This window comes from Luteimonas sp. WGS1318 (assembly GCF_043187535.1).
Taxonomy (GTDB): Bacteria; Pseudomonadota; Gammaproteobacteria; order Xanthomonadales; family Xanthomonadaceae; genus Luteimonas.
In genome coordinates this window covers 1,079,162-1,100,533 of record NZ_CP171131.1, presented here as the reverse complement: position 1 = coordinate 1,100,533, position 21,372 = coordinate 1,079,162, and the positions used below count along the sequence as shown (strand labels likewise).

Here is a 21,372-nt window from a genome sequence, read left to right as displayed (position 1 = left end):
GTCTTTTGTCCCGAGATGGATTGCAGATGTCCGAACGCCGCCTCCGCGCTCCGCTGATCCTCGCCCTCGCCGGTGCGCTGGCTGCCTGCGCGCCGTCGTCCACGCCGCCCGAGGCCGCATCGACCAACGAGGCCCGCGCCACGCCGGATGCCCTGTCCGAAGGCTGGCTGCGCATCGCCGGCACCGACATTCCGCGCGTCGCCCGTTCGCAGCAGGACCTGCCGGTCACCGTGCGCTCCGACGATGACGTCGAAGTCACCATCACCGACACCAGCCGCACGATCGTCGGCAACGACGACATCGTGATGGTCATGGACGCGCTGGGTCTGTCCGACCAGGTCTTCGCCGCGCCGACCAACGCGGTCACCGAGACCGGCCGCCAGGCGCAGCACCATTTCCTGTTCAACCGCACCACCGGCGTCGAGGGCATCCTCAGCCTCGACGGCACGCTGTTCGTCGGCAACAGCCTGCGCCGCCACGGCAAGCTCGCGCAGCCGCTGCGCGATGCCGGGCAGACGCTGGTGATCGTCGACGAGCTGCAGCCGATTCCCGACAAGGTGCGCAAGCTCGCCACCGTGTTCGGCCACGCCGACGAAGGCGAACAGCTCGCCGCGCAGGTGCAGCAGCAGCTCGACGAGGCCGCGCGCATCGCGGCCACCCACACGCGCAGGCCGCGCGTGATCCACATTTCCGCCACCGGTGGCGGCGGCTCGCCGACCGTCGGCGGCGCCGATACCGCAGCCGCGGGACTGATCCGCCTCGCCGGCGGCATCAACGTCGGCGACGAGGCCAAGGTGGCCAACTATTCGCAGCTCAGCAACGAGGGCATCGTCGCCGTCGAGCCCGAGGTGATCCTCGTCAGCGAGGACGACCTGCGCGTGTTCGGCGGCGAAGCAGGACTGTGGAAGGCGTATCCATCGCTCAAGCAGACGCCCGCGGGCTTCGCCAATCGTGTCTGGGTGATGCCCGACACGCAGCTCAAGGTCAGCAGCATCGGCGGCGGCGCGGGTGCGGTGGCCCTGGCCCAGGCGCTGTCCGCGCTGGCCGCCGAACTCGACGCGCTGCCCGGCGCGTGACGGCAGGCGCCGCCTCTCGACGCACAGGCCTCGTCCGGCGACCGCCGGGCGGGCTTTTGTTTGTCGGCATGCTGGCGCTGCTGGTGGTCGTGATCGTGCTGTCGTTCGGCATCGGTCCGCTGCGCATTCCGCCGGGAGACGTGGTCCACGTGATCGCGCACAAGCTCGGCCTGGTCGACGCCGGCGCCCTGAGCCAGCGCGACATCTCGGTGGTGTGGAACCTGCGCGTGCCGCGTGCGCTGCTGGCGGTCGTCGTCGGCGCGTCGCTGGCGATGGCCGGCGCCGGCCTGCAGGGCCTGTTCGGCAATCCGCTGGCCGATCCCGGCATCGTCGGCGTGACCCATGGCGCGGCGCTCGGCGCGGTCGGCGCGATCGTGATCGGCGCGACCGCCTTCGGCGCCTGGACGATTCCGGTCGCGGCCTTCCTCGGCGGCGCTGCCACGACCACGCTGATCTACGTGCTCGCCCGGCCCGATCGCGGCACCGGCACGGCGACGTTGCTGCTGGTCGGCATCGCGATCGCGGCGGCGTGCTCGGCGGCGATCGGGTTCTTCACCTACATCGCCGATGCCGACGATCTGCAGTCACTGGTGTTCTGGCAGATGGGTTCGCTGGCGATGGCGAACTGGAATTCGATGCTGGCCGCCCTGCCCGCCTTCGCACTCGGCGCGATCGCACTGCGCGCGCTCGCGACGCCACTCGACATGCTCGCGCTCGGCGAACGCCAGGCGCAGCACATCGGTCTGGACGTCAAACGCGCGCGCCTGATGCTGATCGCGGTCTGCGCGCTGCTGGTCGGCTCGGCGGTCGCGTTCGCCGGCGTCGTCGGTTTCGTTGGCCTCGTGGTGCCGCATTTCGTGCGCCTGCTCGCTGGCCCGGGCCACCGCTGGCTGATTCCGCTGTCGGCGGTCGCCGGTGGCCTGCTGATCGTCGTCGCCGACACCGCCGCGCGCAGTCTCGATCCGCCGTCGGAAATCCCGCTCGGCCTGTTCTCGGCAGCACTCGGTGCTCCGTTCTTCCTATGGCTGGTGTTGCGTCGCAAGGGCGCCGCATGAGCCACGATGCCGCCGACGTCGCGCACGACGTGCTCGCGCTCGACGGCGTGAGCGTACGCATCGACGGCCGGGCGATCCTCGACGCAGTCGATTTGCGCTTCGCGCGCGGTACGCTGACCGCACTCGTCGGCCCCAACGGCGCCGGCAAGTCGACCCTGCTCGCGGTCGCCAGCGGCGATCTCGCCCCGGCCATCGGTCGCGTGCGACTGTCGGGCGCCGAACTGCGCGACTGGAAGGCACGCCCGCTCGCCCGCGAGCGCAGCGTGCTGCCGCAGGACCACGCGGTGCGCTTCGGTTTCAGTGTGCGCGAAGTGGTGGCGATGGGCAGGCTGCCGCATGCGCCGGATCCCGCAGTCGATGGTCGCATCGTCGACGCCGCGCTCGCCTCGGCCGACGTGACGCATTTCGAGGGACGCGACGTGCAGACGCTGTCCGGCGGTGAAGCCTCGCGCACCGCGTTCGCGCGCGTGCTGGCGCAGACCACGCCGGTGGTCTTCCTCGACGAACCCACCGCCGCGCTCGACCTGCAACACCAGGAAGCCGTGCTGCGCATCGCCCGCGGCCTGGCCGACGACGGCGCCTGCGTGATCGTCGTCCTGCACGATCTGAATCTGGCCGCCGGCCACGCCGACCGTATCGTGATGCTGCACCAGGGCCGCATCGCTGCCGACGGCAGCCCGCGCGAGGTGCTGACCCAGGCCACGATCGAACGCGTCTACGCGCAGCCGGTCCTCGTCCTCGAACACCCGACCCGCGGCGTGCCGCTGGTCGTCAGCGACGATCCGCGCGTCGACACCTGAGCAAACCGGCCAGGCACGCCATGCAGCAGCGATCCTGCGGTGTGGGCCGAAAGCCGATCGACCTCGGGGCCAGAAAACACATATGTCCGTGCAGGCGCGCGTCGATACGCGAACGTCCTGTAGGAGCGCGCTTGCGCGCGAATGGCCGTCCCGATACCCCCATCGCGCGCAAGCGCGCTCCTACAAAAGGACGATGTGGCCTTCGCGAATACCGGAGCATCCTGTCGGCCCGCATTCGCGCGCGAACAGGCGTCCCGATGAGCCCATCGCGCGCAAGCGCGCTCCTACAAGAAAGCACGATGCGGCCTGCGCGACTACAGGAGCCCCTGTAGGAGCGCGCTCGCGCGCGAACAGGCGTTCACCGGATAACCACGTCACCCCCGCGCTTCGGGCCCGAGCTCACGCGCGCGCGTGGCTCAGTCGACGCCTCACTCGCGCAGGCGCGCCACCACCGGTGCGACCTGCGCCTGCCGTCCCAGCGCCTCGCCGACATCGGCCAGCCGCTGCGCCAACGCCTCGGCCTCGTCGGCGCGCAGCGTCGCGTGACCGACCTTGCGGCCGTCGCGCGGCTGCTTGCCGTAGTCGTGCCAGTGGCCGCCGGCCGTCGACAACACCGGCGCGGCCTCGGGCATCGCGCCGATCCAGTTGAGCATGCAGACCGTGCCGCGCACGGCCGTATCGCCGAGCGGCAGGCCGAGCACCGCGCGCAGGTGGTTCTGGAACTGCGAGGTCTCCGCGCCTTCGATCGTCCAGTGCCCGGAGTTGTGCACGCGCGGCGCGAGCTCGTTGGCGAGCAACTCGCCGTCGCGGCAGAACAGCTCGAGCGCGAACACGCCGACATAGTCGAGCCGCTCTGCGATCGCCTGCGCATGCGACAGCGCCGTCGCACGCAGCGATTCATCGACGCGTGCCGGTGCCAGACTCGCCGACAGCACGCCGTCGACATGCCAGTTCTCGGTCAGCGGCCAGGCGCGGAATTCGCCGCCGCGTCCGCGCACGGCGACCACGCTGAGCTCGCGCTGGAACGCGACGAAGCCCTCGAGAATCAGGCCGACGCTCGACGCCTGCGCACCCAGAGCCGTCCACGCGGCATCGAGATCCGCCGGCGACTTGATCCGGAACTGGCCCTTGCCGTCGTAGCCCAGCCGCCGCGTCTTGAGGATGCACGGCGTGCCGATGCGCGCGACCGCCGCTTCGAGATCGGCGCGCGTGGCGACATCGGCGAAGTCCGGCACCGGGATGCCGAGCTCGCGGAACAGGGTCTTCTCGGCCAGGCGGTCCTGGGTCAGCGCCAGCGCGCCGGGATTCGGGAACACCGGCACGCGCTCGGCCAGCCAGCGCGCGCTTTCGGCGGGCACGTTCTCGAAATCGAACGTGGCGACATCGACCTTCGACGCGAACTCGGCCAGCGCGGCCTCGTCGCGGTAGTCACCGACCAGCAGCGGCGCGAACTGCCCAGCGCAGGCGTCGTCGGCGGTGTCCATGACCAGGAACCGCAGGCCCAGCGGCGCGCCCGACAGCGCGAGCATGCGCGCGAGCTGGCCGCCGCCGAGGATGCCGACCGTGGTCGCGGCCCGGTCCGGTGCGCTCATCGACGCGGATCATCGTTGGCGGCGACGTCGTCGGTCTGGCGCTGGCGGAACGCATCCAGCGCCGCGGCGACCGTGACGTCGTCCGCCGCGAGCATCGCGGCGGCGAACAGCGCCGCGTTCGCGGCGCCGGCGTTGCCGATCGCGAACGTGGCCACCGGAATGCCGGCCGGCATCTGCACGATCGACAGCAGCGAATCCAGGCCGTTGAGCGCTTTCGACTGCACCGGCACACCGAGCACCGGCACCGCGGTCTTTGCGGCGATCATGCCCGGCAGATGCGCAGCGCCGCCGGCGCCGGCGATGATCGCGCGCAGGCCACGCGACTTCGCGCTCGCGGCGTAGTCGAACAGCACGTCCGGCGTGCGATGCGCGGACACCACGCGGACCTCGTGGGCGACGCCCAACTGCTCGAGCTTCTGCGCGGCGTGCTGCATCGTCTCCCAGTCGGAGCGCGAGCCCATCACGATGCCGACCTTCGGCGGAATTGAGCTGCTGGTCATGAGCGGTTCCCGGCCACAAAGCCGCATTTTATCGTGTTCGCCGCGCCGCGTCGGCGTCGATGCACATCCGGCCACCGTTCCGTCGGCCAGCCCGCCCCCGCACGCCCGGCGCGCGCAGGCGGAGTGCTACGCTGTCGCGCTCCGTCTTCACGCATCCGATGCCGCCCATGGACCGCAAGCTGCTCGACATCCTCGTCTGCCCCGCCAGCCGCCAGCCGCTCGCGCTGCTCGACCGCGCCGGCCTGGACGCGCTGAACGCCGCGATCGCCGCCGGCAGCGTCAAGCGCGACGACGGCAACGCGCAGACCGAGGCCCTGCGCGAGGCGCTGGTCACCCACGACCGCAAGCGTGTCTACCGCGTCGACGACGGCATTCCGGTGCTGCTGGTCGAGGACGGCATCGCGACCGGCCAGGTCGCCGACTTCCCGAAGGCATGACCGCCGACGACCGCTTCGACGTGCCGCACGCGGCGGTCGCCGCGGACGTCACCGCGGCGCTGGCCGAGGACATCGGCAGCGGCGACGTCACCGCCGCGCTGCTGCCCGACGTCGACGACATCGCCTATCTGCTGTGCAAGCAGGACGCCGTCGTCTGCGGGCGCCCCTGGTTCGACGCCTGCCATCGCGCGCTCGATCCCGACGTGAGCATCGATTGGCGCGTGGCCGAAGGCGACCGGGTGGCAGCCGGCACCGTGCTGGCGACCCTGCAGGGCCGCGCCCGCGCGCTGGTCAGCGCCGAGCGCGCGTCGCTGAACTTCATGCAGACGCTGAGCGCGACCGCGACCGTGACCGCACAGCACGTGGCCGCCGTGGCCGGCACCGGCACGCGCATCCTCGACACCCGCAAGACCCTGCCCGGCCTGCGCCAGGCGCAGAAGTACGCGGTGCGTGTCGGCGGCGGACACAACCACCGCATCGGGCTCTTCGATGCGGTGATGCTCAAGGAAAACCACGTCCGCGCCGCCGGCGGCATCGCCGCGGCGATCGCGCAGGCACGCGCGCAGTCGCCGACGCTGCCGTTGATCGTCGAGGTCGAAACCCTCGACGAACTGCGCCAAGCGCTGACCGCGGGCTGCACCCGCGTGCTGATCGACGATTTCGACGGCGATACACGACGTGAGGCCGTGCGCATCGCACGCGCCGCACCGTTCGACGGGCGCATCCCGCTGGAGGTCTCCGGCGGTGTGGATCTGGCCGGCCTGCGTGCGATTGCCGACGACGGCGTGGACTGCATCTCGATCGGCGGCCTGACCAAGCACGTGCAGGCGATCGACCTGTCCTTGAAGCTGGGGCCGCCGCCGGGCTGAGCGATGGCCCGGCCTGCCGTGGCCGGTCACGCCCACGCAACGGCGTGATGTGCGCGACCGCTCGCGTCGTCACCCCCTGCGCCCGGGCGTTCGCCGCGAACCGCGCAGCCGCCGAGCGGCCATACTTGCCTCCCGTCTCCACCGCCGCCACAGTGCGCCCATGCCCGATTTCCCGACGATGATCTTCGTAATGCTGGCCGTGTTCGCGGTGCTCCAGTGGTGGAGCGCGTCGCGCGCGGCCGCCGAGCGGGCGGGCCGGCTCGGTCGCGAGGCCTGCGAGCGTGCCGGCGTGCAGTGGCTCGACCAGGCCGTGCATGCACATTCGATGCGCCTGCGGCGCGGCGACGACGGGCGTCTGCGGATCGAGCGCAGCTTCCGGTTCGAATACTCGGACGACGGCATCCAGCGGCACATCGGCCACCTGGTGCTGCGCGGCGAGCAGCTGGTCGCCTTCAGCGGCCCCACGCGCCCGCAGGTCGTCTCGCCGTACTGAAGTGCGCGGGCCGGGCGGCCCACGGCCGGCAGTCCGGGAATGCACACGGCCATCGTGGCGTGATGCCCGACAGCCGAAGCGCCGTGCTACCGAACGCTTCGATTCAGCGAGCAGCGCGGGCCGACCCGGGACTGCGCCGACAGCGCCCAGGAGGCCTGCACGCGGGCAGGCTCACGAGGTCCCGGACAGGTCGCGAGCACGCACTCGCGTGGCGCGTGTACGCGGTCTGCCGCAGCGCGCGTTACTTGACCACGCGCAGGTGCGCGCGGCGCGGCTCCGGGGGCGGATCGTCGTCGTCGGGCGGGTCGTCCGGACCGTCGCCGTCGACGGCTTCGAGGACCGGACGCGCGTCGGCGATCATCTCGTCATCGTCGTCGAGTGCGCCGTCTTCGGCCGTGCCGGTGATGTCCTCGGGCAGCGCCATGCCCTGCCCCGTCTCACGCGCGTAGATCGCCAGCACCGCGGAAATGGGCACCATCACCGACTGGCTCACGCCGCCGAAGCGCGCGGAAAACCGCACGCTGTCGTTGTCCATGTCCAGTTTCGCGACCGCGCGGTCGGCGATATTGAGCACGATCCGGCCGTCCTTGACCGCGTGCGCGGGCACGCGCACGCCCGGCAGGCGCGCGTCGACGAGGATGTGCGGGGTCATGCCGTTGTCGGCAATCCATTCGTACAGCGCCCGCAGCAGGTACGGGCGGTGGCTGGTCATCGCAGGCGATCGTTCCGTCATGCCGACAGTCTAACGATTCGTCGGCATTCCGGAATGCGCCGGGGGCCTCATTCCGGCAGCGGGCGCAGCGCGCGTTCCTGCGGCGTGAGGCTGCGCACGAAGCCGGGGCTGCGGAAGATCCGGTTGCCGTAATCCTCGATCGCCTTGGCCCCGTCCTTCGGCAGCGGGATCTCCAACGCCTGCAGACGCCAGACGATCGGCGCCATCGCGCAGTCGGCCAGGCTCATCTCGGGGTTGAGGAAGAACTTGCTGGCCTTGAACAGCGGCACCGAGGCGGTCACCAGTTCCTTGAGCCGCTTGCGCGCGGCCTCGGCCTGGGCCTTGTTCCCCATCTGGATGGCCTGGACCTGCGGCACCCAGTCGTGCTCGATGCGCAGCATCGCCAGGCGCAGCCGGGCGCGGGACAGCGGATCGACCGGCATCAACGGCGGATGCGGGTAGCGCTCATCGAGATATTCGCTGACCACGCTGGCCGCGTAGAGCACCAGCTCGCGCTCGACCAGGGTCGGCACCGAATGGTAGGGATTGAGGTCGATCAGGTCTTCGGACGGATTCTGCGGGTCGACCACGACCATGTCGTAGGTGACGCCCTTCGCCGCGAGCACGAGGCGCGCACGGTGGCACAGCACATCATCGACCGAGGAAAACAGTGTCAGGACATTTCGCATGGAGGCACTCATGGCCGTCGTCGGCCTTCCGGAGGCTGGATCCGCCAGCCCCGTGACGCCGTCTGCCCCTCGCAGCCGGTCGTCGCGGTTCCCGAGTCTCGCATTTCCGCGCCGCGTCGGGCAACGCGGCCCGGGTCACCTGCACGGCCCCGGTTCCCGGGGCCCGCCCCTGCTCAGTGGACGTCGCGCCAGTATTCCTTTTTCAGCAGCCAGGCCATGAACGTGAGGAACGTGAGGAACAGCAGCACCCAGACGCCGAGCTGCTGGCGCTTGAGGGCGGCGGGCTCGCCGACGTACTCGAGGAACGCGGTGATGTCGCGCACGGTCTGGTCGAACTGCTGCGCGTTCTGGCTGCCCGGGCTGCCGAGCTCCAGATGGGCGACGGTGGGCTCGCCGATATCGTCGACCTCGCCGTGCACCGGGCGCTGTAGGCCCTGCATCTCCCACAGCGGGTTGGGCATCGAGGCATTCGGGAACAGGGTGTTGTTCCAGCCCAGCGGCCGTGTCTCGTCGAGGTAGAACGACTTGAGGTAGGTGAACACCCAGTCGCTGCCGCGCACGCGCGTGATCAGGCTCAGGTCGGGCGGCGTCTGCCCGAACCACTGCGCCGACTGCTCGGCCGGCATCGACGAGAGGATGTGCTCGCCATAGGCCGCACCGGTGAGGTTGAGGTTGGTCATCACCTCGTCCTCGGTCAGCCCCAGGTCCTCGGCCATGCGCGAGTAGCGCATGAACTTCAGCGAGTGGCAGCCCGCGCAGTAGTTCATGTACAGCTGCGCGCCGCGTTGCAGCGAGGCGCGGTCACCGATGTCGGTGCCGGCCTGTTCGACCGGGCCGCCGGCGGCGGCGAGCGCGCCGAACGACAGCAGCAGGCCGGCCGCGGACGCCGCGATCCGTGCGATGAGTCGGTTAGTCATGCAGCGTCACCCGGTCCGGCACGGCTTTGGTCCTGTCGAGCTTGGTCCACACCGGCATCGTGATGAAGAAAGCGAAGTAGAGGAACGTCAGCACGCGGCCGATCACGGTCTCGGTCTCGTCCGTGCCCGGGCCGGCGCCGATCTTGCCCAGCCACACGAAGCACACCACCAGCACCGCCAGCATGATCTTGGTGATCGGGCCGCGGTAGCGGTGCGAGCGCACCTTGCTGCGGTCCAGCCACGGCACCAGGAACAGGATCGCGATCGCACCGAACATCACCAGCACGCCGCTGAGCTTGTGCGGCACGACGCGCAACATCGCGTAGTACGGGGTGTAGTACCAGACCGGCTTGATGTGCTCGGGCGTGACCAGGTGGTTGGCCGCGGTGAAGTTGTCGTGCTCGAGGAACCAGCCGCCGAACGCAGGCGCGAAGAAGATGATGAAGGCCGCGATGATCAGGAAGAAGCAGACGTAGAAGCCGTCCTTGACCGTGTAGTACGGATGGAACGGAATGCCGTCGGCGGGCGCGGTCTTCGACCAGCGGTTGCCCTTCGGGCCCTTCTTGATGTCGACGCCGTCGGGATTGTTCGAGCCCACCTCGTGCAGCGCGCCCAGGTGCAGCACGACGAGCAGCAACAGCACCAGCGGCAGCGCGATCACGTGCAGCGCGAAGAAACGGTTGAGCGTGGCATCAGACGGCAGGTAGTCGCCCATGATCCATTCGGTCAGGCCGTTGCCGATCACCGGAATCGCGCCGAACAGCGAGATGATGACCTTCGCGCCCCAGAACGACATCTGACCCCACGGCAGCACGTAGCCGAGGAAGGCTTCGGCCATCAGCACCAGATAGATCAGCATGCCGAGAATCCACACCAGCTCGCGCGGCTTCTTGTAGCTGCCGTACATCAGCCCGCGGAACATGTGGATGTAGACGACGATGAAGAACAGCGACGCACCGGTGGAGTGCATGTAGCGGATCAGCCAGCCCCACTCCACGTCGCGCATGATGTACTCGACCGAGGCGAAGGCCTCCGCCGCGCTCGGCTTGTAGTGCATCGTCAGGAAGATGCCGGTCAGGATCTGGTTGACCAGCACCACCAGTGACAGCACGCCGAAGATGTACCAGATGTTGAAGTTCTTCGGCGCGTAGTACTCGGTCATGTGCTTGCGGTACATCGGCATCAAGGCCGGTGCGCGCTCAGTGACCCAGTTGAAGACGCCGTTGGCGCCGCGGACGAGGACGTTGGCCATCAGGCGGCTCCCTGCGGATCGACGCCGATAATCAGCGTGTCGTCGTCGGCGTAGTGATGCGGCGGCACGAGCAGGTTCGTCGGTGCCGGTACGCCGTCATAGACGCGGCCGGCCATGTCGAACTTCGACTTGTGGCAGGGGCAGAAGTAGCCGCCCTTCCAGTTCGCGTCGAACGGCGCAGGCCGGATCTCGGCGACCATTTCCGGCGAGCAGCCCAGATGCGTGCACAGGCCGACCAGCACCGAAATGTCGGACTTGATCGACCGCAACTCGGGATTGGCCTCGAGCACGTAGGCAGGCTGCTGGTCGACATTCGTCGACTCGGGGTCCTTGAGCTGGCCGTCGAGCGTCGGCAGGGCCTCGAGGATCGCCTTGGAACGCCTGACGATCCAGATCGGCTGGCCGCGCCATTCGGCGATCAGGCGCTGGCCTTCCTCGAGCGCACTGATGTCCACCGTCACCGGCGCGCCCGCGAGCCGGGCCCGCGCACTGGGATTCCAGGACTTGATGAACGGGATCGCGGTGATGCCCGCGCCCACAGCCCCGACCACAAGGGTGCTGGCCGTCAGAAAACGGCGTCGCCCTTCATTGACCGGGTCCTCTCCACCCCCAGGCCCGATCACCGCTTCGTCGCCCATCCGGTACTCCGCTCTCTTTTTTCGGTAGCTGTTGTGGACTGGCTGCCACGGACCCGCCCCTGATCCCTCGGCCGGCCGCAAAAGACGCCCGAGTGTAACGGAAGGCTGAATCCAGCGACAATCGGTCGCAGGCAGGGGACTTGATCAACGGCTCGCCAGCTGACCGCGATAGCGCTCGGCCAGCGTGCCCACGCGGACCACGTAACGCTGGGTCTCGCTGTACGGCGGCACGCCGCCGTGGCGCTGCACCGCGCCCTCGCCGGCGTTGTAGCCGGCTGCGGCCAGCGTCAGGTCGCCATTGAAGCGCTTCAGCAGCCAGGCCAGGTATTCCACGCCGCCGCGGATGTTCTGCTCCGGATCGTAGGCGTTGACCACGCCGAACCGGCGCGCCGTGGCCGGCATCAGCTGCATCAGCCCCTGGGCACCGGCGCGCGACAGGGCGTTCGGGTTGAACGCCGACTCGGCGTGCATGATCGCGCGCACGATCGCTTCCTCGACCCCGAAATCACGCGACGCCCGCGCGATCTCGTCCCGATAGGCATTGTGGTTGAGCCGCACCGTGCCGAAGTTCACCCCCGGCGCGGCGCCGCAGGCGTAACAGGTCTCGAAGAAGCTGTAGGGAATCGTGCGCACCGCCGCGACCTGGGCGCTGCCGCTGGGCCGGCTGCTGCTGTAGTGGCGCACGCCGTCCTTGATGTAGGAGTAAACCTGGCCCTGTTGCAGGCGCCGCTGGGGCTGGCCGCTGGTGGCGCGCGGGGTGGAGGCCGGTGTGGGGGCCGGCGCCGGCGTCGGCGTCGCGCTGGCTGTGGTCGCGGATGCGGGCGTGGAGGTCGGCGTGACGCCCATGAAGGTCGCGGGCGCGCCGCTGTCGACGTTCGCGGGCGCGGGCGCGGTACGCGGCGTGCTCGATACCGGCGCCGGCGCGGATGTCGTGCGGCGCGGCGCGGCGGGCGCGGAACTCACCACGCGACAGCTCGCGCCGGCGACCCGCTTGCTCACGTACTGCGGCACGCCGTCGCCGGAATCGCAGCGATACAGCGTGCTGCCGGCAACCGGAAAGGCCGCCAGCAGACCGAGTGTCGCGATGAGTCCCCATCCCCGTTTCACGAAGCGGAGTGTCCACACTTCCGTCACGCTTGCCAAGTGGTTGATTGTGAACGCGCCCAGGGGCCGCACACCGCGCTTCCCGGTACACTTCGCGACCCGCCCGCCATCCGGCCCGGACTCAACGCCGCGCCCCGGAACCGCCATGACCGAAACCGCCTCCCACGCCGGCACTGCGCCCGTCGCCCCGCCCGCCCCCGCCCCGCGCGGCAAGCTCTTCATCCAGACCCACGGCTGCCAGATGAACGAGTACGACTCGGCCAAGATGGCCGACGTGCTCGCCGCCAGCGACGGCCTGGAGCTGACCGACAACGTCGAGGAAGCCGACGTCGTGCTGGTCAACACCTGCTCCATCCGCGAGAAGGCGCAGGAAAAGGTCTTCAGCCAGCTCGGCCGCTGGAAGGCGCTCAAGAAGGATGGCAAGCCGGTGCTGATCGGCGTCGGCGGCTGTGTCGCGTCCCAGGAGGGCGAGGCGATCGTCAAGCGCGCGCCCTACGTGGATCTGGTGTTCGGCCCGCAGACCCTGCATCGCCTGCCCGAGCTGATCCGCGCCAAGCGCGAGACCGGTCTGCCTCAGGTCGACATCAGCTTTCCCGAGATCGAGAAGTTCGACCGCCTGCCCGAGCCGCGCGCCGACGGGCCCAGCGCGTTCGTGTCGATCATGGAAGGCTGCTCGAAGTACTGCTCGTTCTGCGTGGTGCCCTACACGCGCGGCGAGGAAGTCAGCCGGCCGTTCGAGGACGTGCTGGTCGAGGTGGTGCAACTGGCCGGCCAGGGCGTGCGCGAGATCAACCTGCTGGGGCAGAACGTCAATGCGTATCGTGGCCCGATGGGTGACGGCGAGATCGCTGACCTCGGCCTGCTGATCCGCACCATCGCCGAGATCGACGGCGTCGACCGCATCCGATTCACCACCTCGCACCCGCTGGAGTTTTCCGACTCGCTGGTCGAGGCCTACCGCGACGTGCCGCAGCTGGCGAACTACCTGCACCTGCCGGTGCAGGCCGGCAGCGACCGCATCCTGTCGGCGATGAAGCGCGGCTACACCGCGCTCGAGTTCAAGCAGAAGATCCGCAAACTGCGCGCGGTGCGTCCGGATATCTCGATCAGTTCGGATTTCATCGTCGGCTTCCCCGGCGAGACCGAGGCGGATTTCGAGAAGACGATGAAGCTGATCGAGGACGTCGGCTTCGACCAGTCGTTCTCCTTCATCTATTCGCGCCGCCCGGGCACGCCGGCCTCGGATCTCGAGGATTCGGTGACCCAGGAAGAGAAGCACGCGCGCCTGTCACGCCTGCAGGCGCACATCAATGCGTATGCCGCCGGCATCTCCGAGCGCATGGTCGGCAGCGTGCAGACGGTGCTGGTCGAAGGCCCGTCGCGCAAGGATCCGACCGAGCTCACCGGCAAGACCGAGAACATGCGCTCGGTGAACTTCCCGGCGCCGGCGCGCCTGATCGGCCAGTTCGTCGATGTCGAGATCACCGCCGCGCTGAGCAACTCGCTGCGCGGCCGCATCGTGCTGCGCGACGGCGCCTGAGCGCGGCGGTGCGAGACCGGATGGGGACGGCTGCGTCGGCATGCCGTCCACGTGCCGGTGCACGGCGCCCGGCCTCGCCTCGCCGGCGGGCTCCGATCTCGCCGCCGACGTGACACGCCATCGCGCGCCCTGCACATCCAGCGCGCGCCCCCGCCGCTAGAATCCGCGCCATGACCGACCTGTACGAACGCAATTTCCTGCTCGAGCCGTCCGACACCGAACGCCTCGCCAACCTCGCCGGCCCGTTCGACGGCCACCTGCGCCAGATCGAGCTGCGTCTGGGCGTGGAAATCGCCAACCGCGCCAACATTTTCCGCATCAGCAGCCGCGACAAGGGCGTGCTGGACGACACCGAGCGCCTGCTCAAGGCGCTGTACGCCGAGACCGCGACCGAAGTCTTCGACAGCGAGGCGATCGCGCTGCGCCTGAGCGAGGCCAACGTCGAGAACGACGCCGACGACTACCTGCCGCAGGAGGTCGCGGTGCGGGTCAAGCGGGGCACGATCCGCGGCCGTGGCGCGAACCAGGCCAAGTACCTGCACCGCATCAATGGGCACGACATCAACTTCGGCATCGGCCCGGCCGGTACCGGCAAGACCTTCCTGGCCGTGGCGATGGCGGTCGAGGCCCTCAACGAGGCCAAGGTGCAGCGCCTGATCCTGGTGCGCCCGGCGGTCGAGGCCGGCGAGAAGCTCGGCTTCCTGCCGGGTGATCTCAGCCAGAAGGTCGATCCGTATCTGCGCCCGCTCTACGATGCGCTGTACGAGATGCTCGGCGTGGAAAAGGTCGCCAAGCTGCTGGAACGCAACGTCATCGAGATCGCGCCGCTGGCCTACATGCGCGGGCGCACGCTCAACGACGCGTTCGTGATCCTCGACGAGGCGCAGAACACCACGATCGAGCAGATGAAGATGTTCCTGACCCGACTCGGCTTCGGCAGCACGGCCGTGGTCACCGGCGATCTGACCCAGGTCGATCTGCCCAAGCACATGAAGTCCGGCCTCAAGGACGCGATCGACGTACTGCACGGCGTCGAGGGCGTGAGTTTCACTTTCTTCGAGGCGCGTGACGTCGTGCGCCACCCGCTGGTGGCGCGCATCGTCAGCGCCTACGAGCGTCGCGACGCCGGCGACGGCAGCGCGCCTTCCACCTGAGGCGACACGCATGACCCAAGGCCCGATCCATCTCGACATCGCCGTGGGCTATGCGACCGCCCGCAAAGGCGTGCCCGCCGCCGCCAGCTTCCGCCGGTGGGCGGCGGCCGCGCTGGCGGGCCGGATCCGCGATGCGGACCTCGCGATCCGAATCGTCGGCGAGGACGAGGGCCGCGCACTGAACCGGCATTACCGCGGCAAGGATTACGCCACCAACGTGCTCAGTTTTCCGGCGGAGCTGCCGGAGGGTCTCCCCGACGGCGTGCGCCTGCCGCTGCTCGGTGACTTGGTGATCTGCGCCCCGGTGGTCGCGCGTGAAGCCGCGGATCAGGGCAAGGGGCTGAATGCGCATTACGCCCATCTCACCGTGCACGGCGTGTTGCACTTGCTGGGTTGGGACCACGAGAACACGCCCGAAGCCGAGGCCATGGAGCAGCTGGAGCGCGAGATCCTGGCCGAACTCGGCGTCGACGATCCCTATGCCGGCGAGCTGCGCTGACGGCCCGTCGGACCCATCCTGTTAGACTGGCCCCGCGTCCATCCGGACGTATGCAGAACGAATACCCGCACCATGTCCGAGGACGACAGTCGACCCTCCCCCGGTTCCGAACCCCATGAACGCCGACGCGGCTGGCTCGAACGCCTGAGCTCGGCGATCTCCGGCGAACCCAGCAACCGCGACGATCTCGTCGAACTGCTGCGCGATACCCATGCCGACGGCCTGATCGACGCCGACACATTGCGCATGCTCGAAGGCGCACTGGGAATTTCCAGCAAGACCGTCGGCGACATCATGATTCCGCGCGCGCAGATGGTCGCGTTGCCGGCCGATGCGCCGTTTCTCGAACTGATGCGCCAGGTGGTCGAATCCGGCCACTCGCGCTTCCCCGTGCATGGCGACGACAAGGACGAGATTCTCGGCATCCTGCTGGCCAAGGATCTGCTGCGCGGCGTGGTCGCCGACAACGGCCCCGGCTCGATCCATGAGCTGCTGCGCCCGGCGGTGCTGATTCCCGGCTCGAAGAAACTCAACGTGCTGCTGCGCGAGTTCCGCCAGTCGCGCAATCACATGGCGATCGTCATCGACGAATACGGCGGCGTCGCCGGCCTGCTGACCATCGAGGACGTGCTGGAAGAGATCGTCGGCGAGATCGACGACGAGCACGACGATGCCGAGGACCCGAACGCACTGATCGCAGCCCAGGCCGACGGCCAGTTCGCGGTCAGCGCGCTGACGCCGATCGAGGATTTCAACGAACGCTTCGGCGCGGACTTCGACGACGACGAATACGACACCATCGGTGGCGTGATCATCGGCGCGATCGGTCACCTGCCCGAAGTCGGCGAGGAGCTCACGCTGGGCCGGTTCGCGTTCCGGGTCACCGATGCCGACTCGCGGCGCCTGCATGCGCTGCACGTCAGCGTGCATGCCGAAGCCTGATGCGCGTGGCCCTGCGCGCGTGATCGCGCGCGCGCTGGCACTGCTGCTGTGCCTGGTCCTGTGGCCGGTGTCCGCCGCCGCGCAGGCACCGACGACCCGCGACGCGCCGCAGATCGGCGTGGCGACGATGCAGCCCGGCGATGTGTTCTTCGAACGCTTCGGCCACAACGCGCTCATCGTCGACGATCCGGCCGAACCGGAGCCGCTGTCGTACAACTTCGGTTTCTTCGACCCGAGCGAGCCGGATTTCGTGTCCCGCTTCATCCGCGGCGACATGCGCTACATGCTCGCCGCGCTGCCGTTCGCCGACGACCTCGCCTACTACCGCGACGTCGGCCGTGGAGTGTCGATCCAGTGGCTGGATCTCGACCCGGCCCAGGCGCGTGCGCTCGCCGCGGCGCTGGCCGAGAACGCGAAGCCCGAGAACGCGCACTACCGCTACGACTACTTCACCGACAACTGCTCCACGCGCGTGCGCGACGCCATCGACACCGCGCTCGGCGGCGCGCTGCGCAGCCAGCTCCAGGGCCGGTCGCGCGGCAACAGCTACCGCGGCGACGCGGTGCGCCTGGCCTCGCTAGCGCCGTGGATGTGGCTCGGCTTCGACATCGGCCTGGGGCCCGCCGCGGACCGGCCCAATGCGCTGTGGGACGACGCCTTCGTGCCGATGCGGCTGGCCGATGCGCTGCGCGAGGCGCGCAACGTCGACGGCCGCCCGCTGGTCTCCAGCGAGCAGGTCATCGTGCCGCACACCCAGGCGCCGGAACCGGTCGAGCGGCCGCGTCTGCTGTGGCCATGGCTGCTGGCCGGGCTGGTGCTGGGCGCGGGCACCCTCGTCGCCGGCCGCGCCGCGCCGCGCGCGCTGGCGGCTGCCGCGTTGCCGTTCTGGACGCTGGCCGCGCTGCTCGGCGGGGTCATGCTGTTCCTGTGGCTGGGCACCGCGCACGGGTTCGCCTGGCGCAATCAGAACCTGCTGCTGTTCAATCCGCTGTGCCTGCTGCTGTTGCCGGGCGGCTGGCGGCTCGCACGCGGACGCGCGCCGGGTCGCGTGTTCGGCTGGGCACTCGGGGCCCTGGTGCTGTGCGGCGTGGTCGCGGTGTTCCTGCACTGGTTGCCGGTGCTGCCGCAGCGCAATGCCGCATGGCTGTCGCTGCTGATGCCGGTGCATGTGGCGCTGTGGTTCGCGTTGCGCAAGCGGGGCTCCCACTAGGCACGCGCCTGCGCGCGACGGTCTTCCCGCGAGCGCCACATCCGCACACACGCGCGCCTGCAGACATGCCTCCCTGCATACGTATGCACCCGAGCCACGCGGAATCCGCGTGCCAGACTCCGGACGACCCCACGACTGACCGCGCCTGGGAGGGTGCCGCCCGATGTCGAACCGTCTCGCCGGATTGCTGGCTGCGCTGCTGCCACTCGCCACCCTCGCGGTTTCCGCCGCAGAACCACGTGCGAGCGCGCGCGTCGCGTCGCCGGATGCGCGCATCAGCGTCGAGGTCACGACCGACAACGAGGGGCGCGCGCGTTACGCCGTCAGCCGCGACGGCCGCCCCGTCATCGCGCCGTCGCGCCTGGGCCTGATGTTCACCGATACGCGCAAGTTCGAGCGCAATCTGGCGATCGTCGACCAGACCACGCGAGCGCACGACGAACGGTGGGAGCAGCCCTGGGGCGAGCGCCGGCAGATGCGCGACCACCACAACGAACTGCGCGTCACGCTGGCCGAAACCGCCGGAGCGGAGCGTCGCTTCGACGTGGTGTTCCGTGTCTTCGACGACGGCATCGGCTTCCGTTACGACATTCCGAAGCAGGCCGGGCTCGATCACCTGTCGATCGCCGAGGAACTGACGGAGTTCGACATCGCCGACCCGGCCACCGCGTGGTGGATCCCCGCATTCGAGTGGAACCGCGAGGAGTACATCTATCACCGCACGCCGGTCGAAGAAGTCGGGCTGGCGCAGACGCCGATCACGTTGCGCACCGGTGACGGCCTGCACCTGTCGATCCACGAGGCGGCGCTGGTCGACTATTCGGGCATGAATCTCACGCGCGCGGAAGGCCGCCGCTTCAAGGCCGCACTGATGCCGGGCATCGGCGCGGCGAAGGTCGAAGTGGCCACGCCGTTCGCAACACCCTGGCGCACGATCCAGATCAGTGATCGCGCCGGCGGACTGGTGGAATCCGGCCTGATCCTCAACCTCAACGCGCCCAACGCGCTTGGTGATGTCTCTTGGGTGCGGCCGATGAAGTACGTCGGCATCTGGTGGGAAATGCACCTGGACCGCAAGACCTGGGCGTCGGGGCCGAAGCACGGTGCGACCACCGCGCATGCGATCCGGCACATCGACTTCGCCGCGGCGAACGGCTTCGGCGGCGTGCTGGTCGAAGGCTGGAACGTCGGCTGGGATGGCGACTGGTTCGGCAACGGCGAGACCTTCAGCTTCACGCAGCCCTACCCCGATTTCGACATCGGAGCGGTCACCCGCCACGCGCGCGAAAAGGGCGTGAGCCTGATCGGCCATCACGAGACCTCGGGCCACGCCGCGCATTACGAAGCGCAGCTCGACGACGCGATGGCGCTCTACGGCCGCCTCGGGGTGCAGGCGGTCAAGACCGGTTACGTCGCCGACGCCGGCCAGGCCAAGGTGCTGGGCGATGACGGCGCGCTGCACTACGCCTGGCACGAAGGCCAGTCGATGGTGCGCCACCACCAGAGGGTGGTCGACGCCGCGGCGCAACACCGCATCAGTGTCAATCCGCACGAACCGGTCAAGGACACCGGCCTGCGCCGCACGTATCCGAACCTGGTCACGCGCGAAGGCGCGCGCGGCATGGAGTACAACGCCTGGGGCCAGCCGGGCAATCCACCGGAACACGAAGCGACACTGGTCTACACGCGCCTGCTCGCCGGGCCCATGGACTTCACGCCGGGCATCTTCGGCATGGACACCGAGTCCGGCACGCCGATGGCGACGACGCTGGCCAAGCAGCTGGCGCTGTACGTGGTGATCTACAGCCCGCTGCAGATGGCCGCCGACCTGCTCGAACACTACGAATCGCGACCCGACGCGTTCCAGTTCGTCCGCGATGTACCGGTGGACTGGGACGAGACGCGCGCGCTCGATGGCGCGATCGGCGAATACGCGGTGATCGCGCGCCGCGAGCGCGGTGGCGACGACTGGTATCTGGGCGCGGTGACCGACGACACTGCGCGCACCGTCGCCCTGCCGCTGGACTTCCTCGAACCCGGCCGCCGCTACACCGCGCAGATCTACCGCGACGGCGACGGCGCGGGCTGGCGCACGGAACCGCATGCGATCGCGATCGAATCGCGTGAGGTCGGGTCCAGCGACACGCTGTCGATCGCGATGGCCTCGGGCGGCGGACAGGCGGTGCGATTCGTCGCGCATTGACCTGCAGGCGCGCGCTCGCGCGCGATAGGGCTTCACCGGGGACGCCTCATCGCGTGAGCGCCCTCCTACACGCGTCGGTCCTTGCCCGGGCGCGTCCACTGACGGACGGTGCCCGCGACAGGCTGTCGATCGTGATGGCACCGCGCGGCAGCCAGGCGGTGCGATTCGTTGCGCATTGACTGACCTATAGGAGCGCGCTCGCGCGCGATAGGGCTACGCAGGGAACGCCTCATCGCGCGCGAGCGCGCTCCTACACGGGTCGGCGGTTGTCCGAGGGCGTCCACCAGCGAACGACGTCGGCGACAGGCTGTCGATCGCGACGGCCACGCGCGGCGGCCAGGCGGTGCGATGCGTTGCGCATTGACTGACCTGTAGGAGCGCGCTCGCGCGCGATCGGGCTTCACCGGGGACACCTCATCGCGCGCGAGCGCGCTCCTACACGCGTCGGCGCTTGTCCGGGCGCGTCCACTGGCGGACGATGGCGCGATGCAGACATCGCCCGACCCAGCACCCGCCGGCGCGCCGGCCACCGCCAACCCGACCTGCGTGGTCAACTGCGCCGTCTACGGGCCTGATGGCAAACGCGACATCCGGCTCGACGACATCAGCGACGTGCTCGCGGTCGACGACGGCAGCTTCGTGTGGATCGGACTGTTCGAACCCGATCAGGATGTGCTCGCGGTGCTGCAGGGCGAGTTCGCGCTGCACGATCTCGCGATCGAGGATGCGGGCAAGGCGCACCAGCGGCCGAAGATCGAGGCGTACGGCGATTCGCTGTTCATCGTCGCCAACACCGCGCAGGCGATCGACGAGCGCATCGCCTACGGCGAGACCCATATCTTCCTGGGCGCGCGCTATCTGGTGACCGTGCGCCACGGCGCATCGCTCTCCTACGCGCCCGCGCGCCAACGGGTCGAGCGCGAAGCGGAGCTGCTGGCGATGGGCGCACCGGCCGCGCTGTATGCGGTACTCGACGCGATCGTCGACAACTACCTGCCGATCGTCGACGACTTCAAGGCGACGCTCAATGCGCTGGAGCAGGACATCATCAGCGAGCAGTTCCACCGCGGCATCGTGATCCGGCTCTACCAGCTCAAGCGCGAACTGACCTACATGCGCGTCGCGGTGACGCCGCTGCAGGACGTGCTGTCGCAGCTGGTGCGCAGCAGCAGCCCGCTGATCCCGAGCGACGCCAAGCTCTACATCCGCGACGTGCTCGACCACTCGGTGCGCATCAACGAGACCATCGACGCGATCCGCGACATCCTCGGCACCGCGCTGGGCGTGAACCAGGCGCTGGTGACGCTGACCCAGGGCGAGACCGTCAAGAAGCTCGGCGCCTGGGCCGCATTGCTGGCCGCGCCGACACTGATCACCAGCTGGTACGGCATGAACTTCCACGACATGCCCGAGCTCGACGACCGCTATGCGTATCCGCTGCTGATCGGCGGCGTCGGCATCGTGATGATCGTCCTCTACCGCATGTTCAAGAAGGCGCGCTGGCTGTAGCGCGTCCATCGGCGCGTCGGTGCGCGCGTGCGTGCGCGTGACGCGACCCGATCGAAAACATCCCGTGACCACGTGCCCGCCTCGGCCGACCACGCTGCCCTGTGCTTACCCTTGTAGACGCGCGCTTGCGCGCGATCGGGCATGCCGGGGAATCCCCATCGCGCGCAAGCGCGCGCCTACA

The 21,372-nt window shown here is 69.3% G+C and carries 21 protein-coding genes; 13 read left to right on the top strand and 8 right to left on the bottom strand.

Translation table 11 applies throughout. The features are described from left to right. Window positions 1-26 precede the first annotated feature (26 nt). From ACF3M1_RS05025 to ACF3M1_RS05015, 3 genes are all read left to right on the top strand, one after another. Window positions 27-1,076: a hemin ABC transporter substrate-binding protein gene (locus ACF3M1_RS05025; protein ID WP_394004485.1), complete on the top strand. Its 1,050-nt coding sequence runs from the start codon at window positions 27-29 to the stop codon at window positions 1,074-1,076. Window positions 1,077-1,144: 68 nt separating this feature from the next. Continuing rightward, on the top strand, window positions 1,145-2,131 hold the full coding sequence (locus ACF3M1_RS05020; RefSeq protein ID WP_394004483.1) for a FecCD family ABC transporter permease: 987 nt from the start codon (window positions 1,145-1,147) through the stop codon (window positions 2,129-2,131). Beyond that, window positions 2,128-2,931, top strand: coding sequence for a heme ABC transporter ATP-binding protein (locus tag ACF3M1_RS05015; RefSeq protein WP_394004481.1), 804 nt, complete (start codon window positions 2,128-2,130; stop codon window positions 2,929-2,931). The genes ACF3M1_RS05020 and ACF3M1_RS05015 overlap by 4 nt, the downstream gene beginning before the upstream one ends. A gap of 428 nt (window positions 2,932-3,359) precedes the next feature. Here the strand turns inward: ACF3M1_RS05015 and ACF3M1_RS05010 are convergent, their stop codons facing one another. Beyond that, on the bottom strand, window positions 3,360-4,523 hold the full coding sequence (locus tag ACF3M1_RS05010) for a 5-(carboxyamino)imidazole ribonucleotide synthase (protein WP_394004479.1): 1,164 nt from the start codon (window positions 4,521-4,523) through the stop codon (window positions 3,360-3,362). Then, a complete protein-coding gene (purE, locus tag ACF3M1_RS05005; RefSeq protein WP_394004477.1) occupies window positions 4,520-5,023 on the bottom strand; it encodes a 5-(carboxyamino)imidazole ribonucleotide mutase in 504 nt (167 codons plus the stop codon). The genes ACF3M1_RS05010 and purE overlap by 4 nt, the downstream gene beginning before the upstream one ends. Before the next feature lie 167 nt (window positions 5,024-5,190). Between purE and ACF3M1_RS05000 the strand changes: the two genes are divergently transcribed. The 3 genes from ACF3M1_RS05000 to ACF3M1_RS04990 all read left to right on the top strand — a co-directional run bounded on the left by ACF3M1_RS05000 (window position 5,191) and on the right by ACF3M1_RS04990 (window position 6,822). Further along, window positions 5,191-5,460 (top strand): Trm112 family protein, encoded by a 270-nt coding sequence (locus tag ACF3M1_RS05000; RefSeq protein ID WP_394004475.1) that lies wholly within the window; start codon window positions 5,191-5,193, stop codon window positions 5,458-5,460. After that, on the top strand, window positions 5,457-6,329 hold the full coding sequence (gene nadC, locus ACF3M1_RS04995; RefSeq protein WP_394004473.1) for a carboxylating nicotinate-nucleotide diphosphorylase: 873 nt from the start codon (window positions 5,457-5,459) through the stop codon (window positions 6,327-6,329). Before ACF3M1_RS05000 ends, nadC begins: the two co-directional genes overlap by 4 nt. A 160-nt stretch (window positions 6,330-6,489) precedes the next feature. Continuing rightward, complete coding sequence (locus ACF3M1_RS04990; RefSeq protein WP_394004471.1) at window positions 6,490-6,822, top strand: DUF3301 domain-containing protein; 333 nt, start codon at window positions 6,490-6,492, stop codon at window positions 6,820-6,822. Window positions 6,823-7,063: 241 nt separating this feature from the next. On the opposite strand, the gene ACF3M1_RS04985 is transcribed toward ACF3M1_RS04990, so the two are convergent. From ACF3M1_RS04985 to ACF3M1_RS04960, 6 genes are all read right to left on the bottom strand, one after another. Beyond that, window positions 7,064-7,555 (bottom strand): ClpXP protease specificity-enhancing factor, encoded by a 492-nt coding sequence (locus tag ACF3M1_RS04985; protein ID WP_394004469.1) that lies wholly within the window; start codon window positions 7,553-7,555, stop codon window positions 7,064-7,066. 47 nt (window positions 7,556-7,602) lie between these two features. Further along, window positions 7,603-8,223: a glutathione S-transferase N-terminal domain-containing protein gene (locus ACF3M1_RS04980; protein WP_394004467.1), complete on the bottom strand. Its 621-nt coding sequence runs from the start codon at window positions 8,221-8,223 to the stop codon at window positions 7,603-7,605. Between the two features lie 173 nt (window positions 8,224-8,396). Continuing rightward, a complete protein-coding gene (locus ACF3M1_RS04975) occupies window positions 8,397-9,140 on the bottom strand; it encodes a cytochrome c1 (RefSeq protein ID WP_394004465.1) in 744 nt (247 codons plus the stop codon). Further along, window positions 9,133-10,392, bottom strand: coding sequence for a cytochrome bc complex cytochrome b subunit (locus tag ACF3M1_RS04970; protein ID WP_394004463.1), 1,260 nt, complete (start codon window positions 10,390-10,392; stop codon window positions 9,133-9,135). Before ACF3M1_RS04970 ends, ACF3M1_RS04975 begins: the two co-directional genes overlap by 8 nt. Then, window positions 10,392-11,030 (bottom strand): ubiquinol-cytochrome c reductase iron-sulfur subunit, encoded by a 639-nt coding sequence (petA, locus tag ACF3M1_RS04965; protein ID WP_394004461.1) that lies wholly within the window; start codon window positions 11,028-11,030, stop codon window positions 10,392-10,394. Before petA ends, ACF3M1_RS04970 begins: the two co-directional genes overlap by 1 nt. A gap of 144 nt (window positions 11,031-11,174) precedes the next feature. Then, entirely contained in the window at window positions 11,175-12,137 is a 963-nt protein-coding gene (locus ACF3M1_RS04960) for a lytic transglycosylase domain-containing protein (protein WP_394004459.1), read from the bottom strand. A 142-nt stretch (window positions 12,138-12,279) separates the two neighbouring features. Here ACF3M1_RS04960 and miaB point away from each other — a divergent pair, with 142 nt between their 5' ends. The 7 genes from miaB to ACF3M1_RS04925 all read left to right on the top strand — a co-directional run bounded on the left by miaB (window position 12,280) and on the right by ACF3M1_RS04925 (window position 21,191). Next, window positions 12,280-13,674, top strand: a complete 1,395-nt coding sequence (miaB, locus tag ACF3M1_RS04955) for a tRNA (N6-isopentenyl adenosine(37)-C2)-methylthiotransferase MiaB (RefSeq protein ID WP_394004457.1) — start codon at window positions 12,280-12,282, stop codon at window positions 13,672-13,674. 170 nt (window positions 13,675-13,844) lie between these two features. After that, window positions 13,845-14,828: a PhoH family protein gene (locus ACF3M1_RS04950; protein WP_394004455.1), complete on the top strand. Its 984-nt coding sequence runs from the start codon at window positions 13,845-13,847 to the stop codon at window positions 14,826-14,828. A 10-nt stretch (window positions 14,829-14,838) separates the two neighbouring features. Next, window positions 14,839-15,327 (top strand): rRNA maturation RNase YbeY, encoded by a 489-nt coding sequence (ybeY, locus tag ACF3M1_RS04945; RefSeq protein WP_394004453.1) that lies wholly within the window; start codon window positions 14,839-14,841, stop codon window positions 15,325-15,327. 72 nt (window positions 15,328-15,399) lie between these two features. Continuing rightward, window positions 15,400-16,269, top strand: a complete 870-nt coding sequence (locus ACF3M1_RS04940; protein ID WP_394004451.1) for an HlyC/CorC family transporter — start codon at window positions 15,400-15,402, stop codon at window positions 16,267-16,269. Then, complete coding sequence (locus ACF3M1_RS04935; RefSeq protein ID WP_394004450.1) at window positions 16,256-17,479, top strand: DUF4105 domain-containing protein; 1,224 nt, start codon at window positions 16,256-16,258, stop codon at window positions 17,477-17,479. The genes ACF3M1_RS04940 and ACF3M1_RS04935 overlap by 14 nt, the downstream gene beginning before the upstream one ends. 163 nt (window positions 17,480-17,642) lie before the next feature. Beyond that, the gene (locus tag ACF3M1_RS04930) at window positions 17,643-19,682 is read left to right on the top strand and encodes a glycoside hydrolase family 97 protein (protein ID WP_394004448.1); all 2,040 of its coding nucleotides are present in this window, start codon (window positions 17,643-17,645) and stop codon (window positions 19,680-19,682) included. A gap of 486 nt (window positions 19,683-20,168) precedes the next feature. After that, window positions 20,169-21,191 (top strand): magnesium and cobalt transport protein CorA, encoded by a 1,023-nt coding sequence (locus ACF3M1_RS04925; protein ID WP_394004447.1) that lies wholly within the window; start codon window positions 20,169-20,171, stop codon window positions 21,189-21,191. The last annotated feature ends 181 nt before the right edge of the window (window positions 21,192-21,372 follow it).

What these genes read in the sequence shown, in the direction of transcription:
- ACF3M1_RS05025 (WP_394004485.1), top strand. Translation starts at nt 27, where the DNA reads ATGTCCGAACGCCGCCTCCGCGCTCCGCTGATCCTCGCCCTCGCCGGT.
- ACF3M1_RS05020 (WP_394004483.1), top strand. Translation starts at nt 1,145, where the DNA reads ATGCTGGCGCTGCTGGTGGTCGTGATCGTGCTGTCGTTCGGCATCGGT.
- ACF3M1_RS05015 (WP_394004481.1), top strand. Translation starts at nt 2,128, where the DNA reads ATGAGCCACGATGCCGCCGACGTCGCGCACGACGTGCTCGCGCTCGAC.
- ACF3M1_RS05010 (WP_394004479.1), bottom strand. Translation starts at nt 4,523, where the DNA reads ATGAGCGCACCGGACCGGGCCGCGACCACGGTCGGCATCCTCGGCGGC.
- purE (WP_394004477.1), bottom strand. Translation starts at nt 5,023, where the DNA reads ATGACCAGCAGCTCAATTCCGCCGAAGGTCGGCATCGTGATGGGCTCG.
- ACF3M1_RS05000 (WP_394004475.1), top strand. Translation starts at nt 5,191, where the DNA reads ATGGACCGCAAGCTGCTCGACATCCTCGTCTGCCCCGCCAGCCGCCAG.
- nadC (WP_394004473.1), top strand. Translation starts at nt 5,457, where the DNA reads ATGACCGCCGACGACCGCTTCGACGTGCCGCACGCGGCGGTCGCCGCG.
- ACF3M1_RS04990 (WP_394004471.1), top strand. Translation starts at nt 6,490, where the DNA reads ATGCCCGATTTCCCGACGATGATCTTCGTAATGCTGGCCGTGTTCGCG.
- ACF3M1_RS04985 (WP_394004469.1), bottom strand. Translation starts at nt 7,555, where the DNA reads ATGACGGAACGATCGCCTGCGATGACCAGCCACCGCCCGTACCTGCTG.
- ACF3M1_RS04980 (WP_394004467.1), bottom strand. Translation starts at nt 8,223, where the DNA reads ATGCGAAATGTCCTGACACTGTTTTCCTCGGTCGATGATGTGCTGTGC.
- ACF3M1_RS04975 (WP_394004465.1), bottom strand. Translation starts at nt 9,140, where the DNA reads ATGACTAACCGACTCATCGCACGGATCGCGGCGTCCGCGGCCGGCCTG.
- ACF3M1_RS04970 (WP_394004463.1), bottom strand. Translation starts at nt 10,392, where the DNA reads ATGGCCAACGTCCTCGTCCGCGGCGCCAACGGCGTCTTCAACTGGGTC.
- petA (WP_394004461.1), bottom strand. Translation starts at nt 11,030, where the DNA reads ATGGGCGACGAAGCGGTGATCGGGCCTGGGGGTGGAGAGGACCCGGTC.
- miaB (WP_394004457.1), top strand. Translation starts at nt 12,280, where the DNA reads ATGACCGAAACCGCCTCCCACGCCGGCACTGCGCCCGTCGCCCCGCCC.
- ACF3M1_RS04950 (WP_394004455.1), top strand. Translation starts at nt 13,845, where the DNA reads ATGACCGACCTGTACGAACGCAATTTCCTGCTCGAGCCGTCCGACACC.
- ybeY (WP_394004453.1), top strand. Translation starts at nt 14,839, where the DNA reads ATGACCCAAGGCCCGATCCATCTCGACATCGCCGTGGGCTATGCGACC.
- ACF3M1_RS04940 (WP_394004451.1), top strand. Translation starts at nt 15,400, where the DNA reads ATGTCCGAGGACGACAGTCGACCCTCCCCCGGTTCCGAACCCCATGAA.
- ACF3M1_RS04935 (WP_394004450.1), top strand. Translation starts at nt 16,256, where the DNA reads ATGCCGAAGCCTGATGCGCGTGGCCCTGCGCGCGTGATCGCGCGCGCG.
- ACF3M1_RS04930 (WP_394004448.1), top strand. Translation starts at nt 17,643, where the DNA reads ATGTCGAACCGTCTCGCCGGATTGCTGGCTGCGCTGCTGCCACTCGCC.
- ACF3M1_RS04925 (WP_394004447.1), top strand. Translation starts at nt 20,169, where the DNA reads ATGCAGACATCGCCCGACCCAGCACCCGCCGGCGCGCCGGCCACCGCC.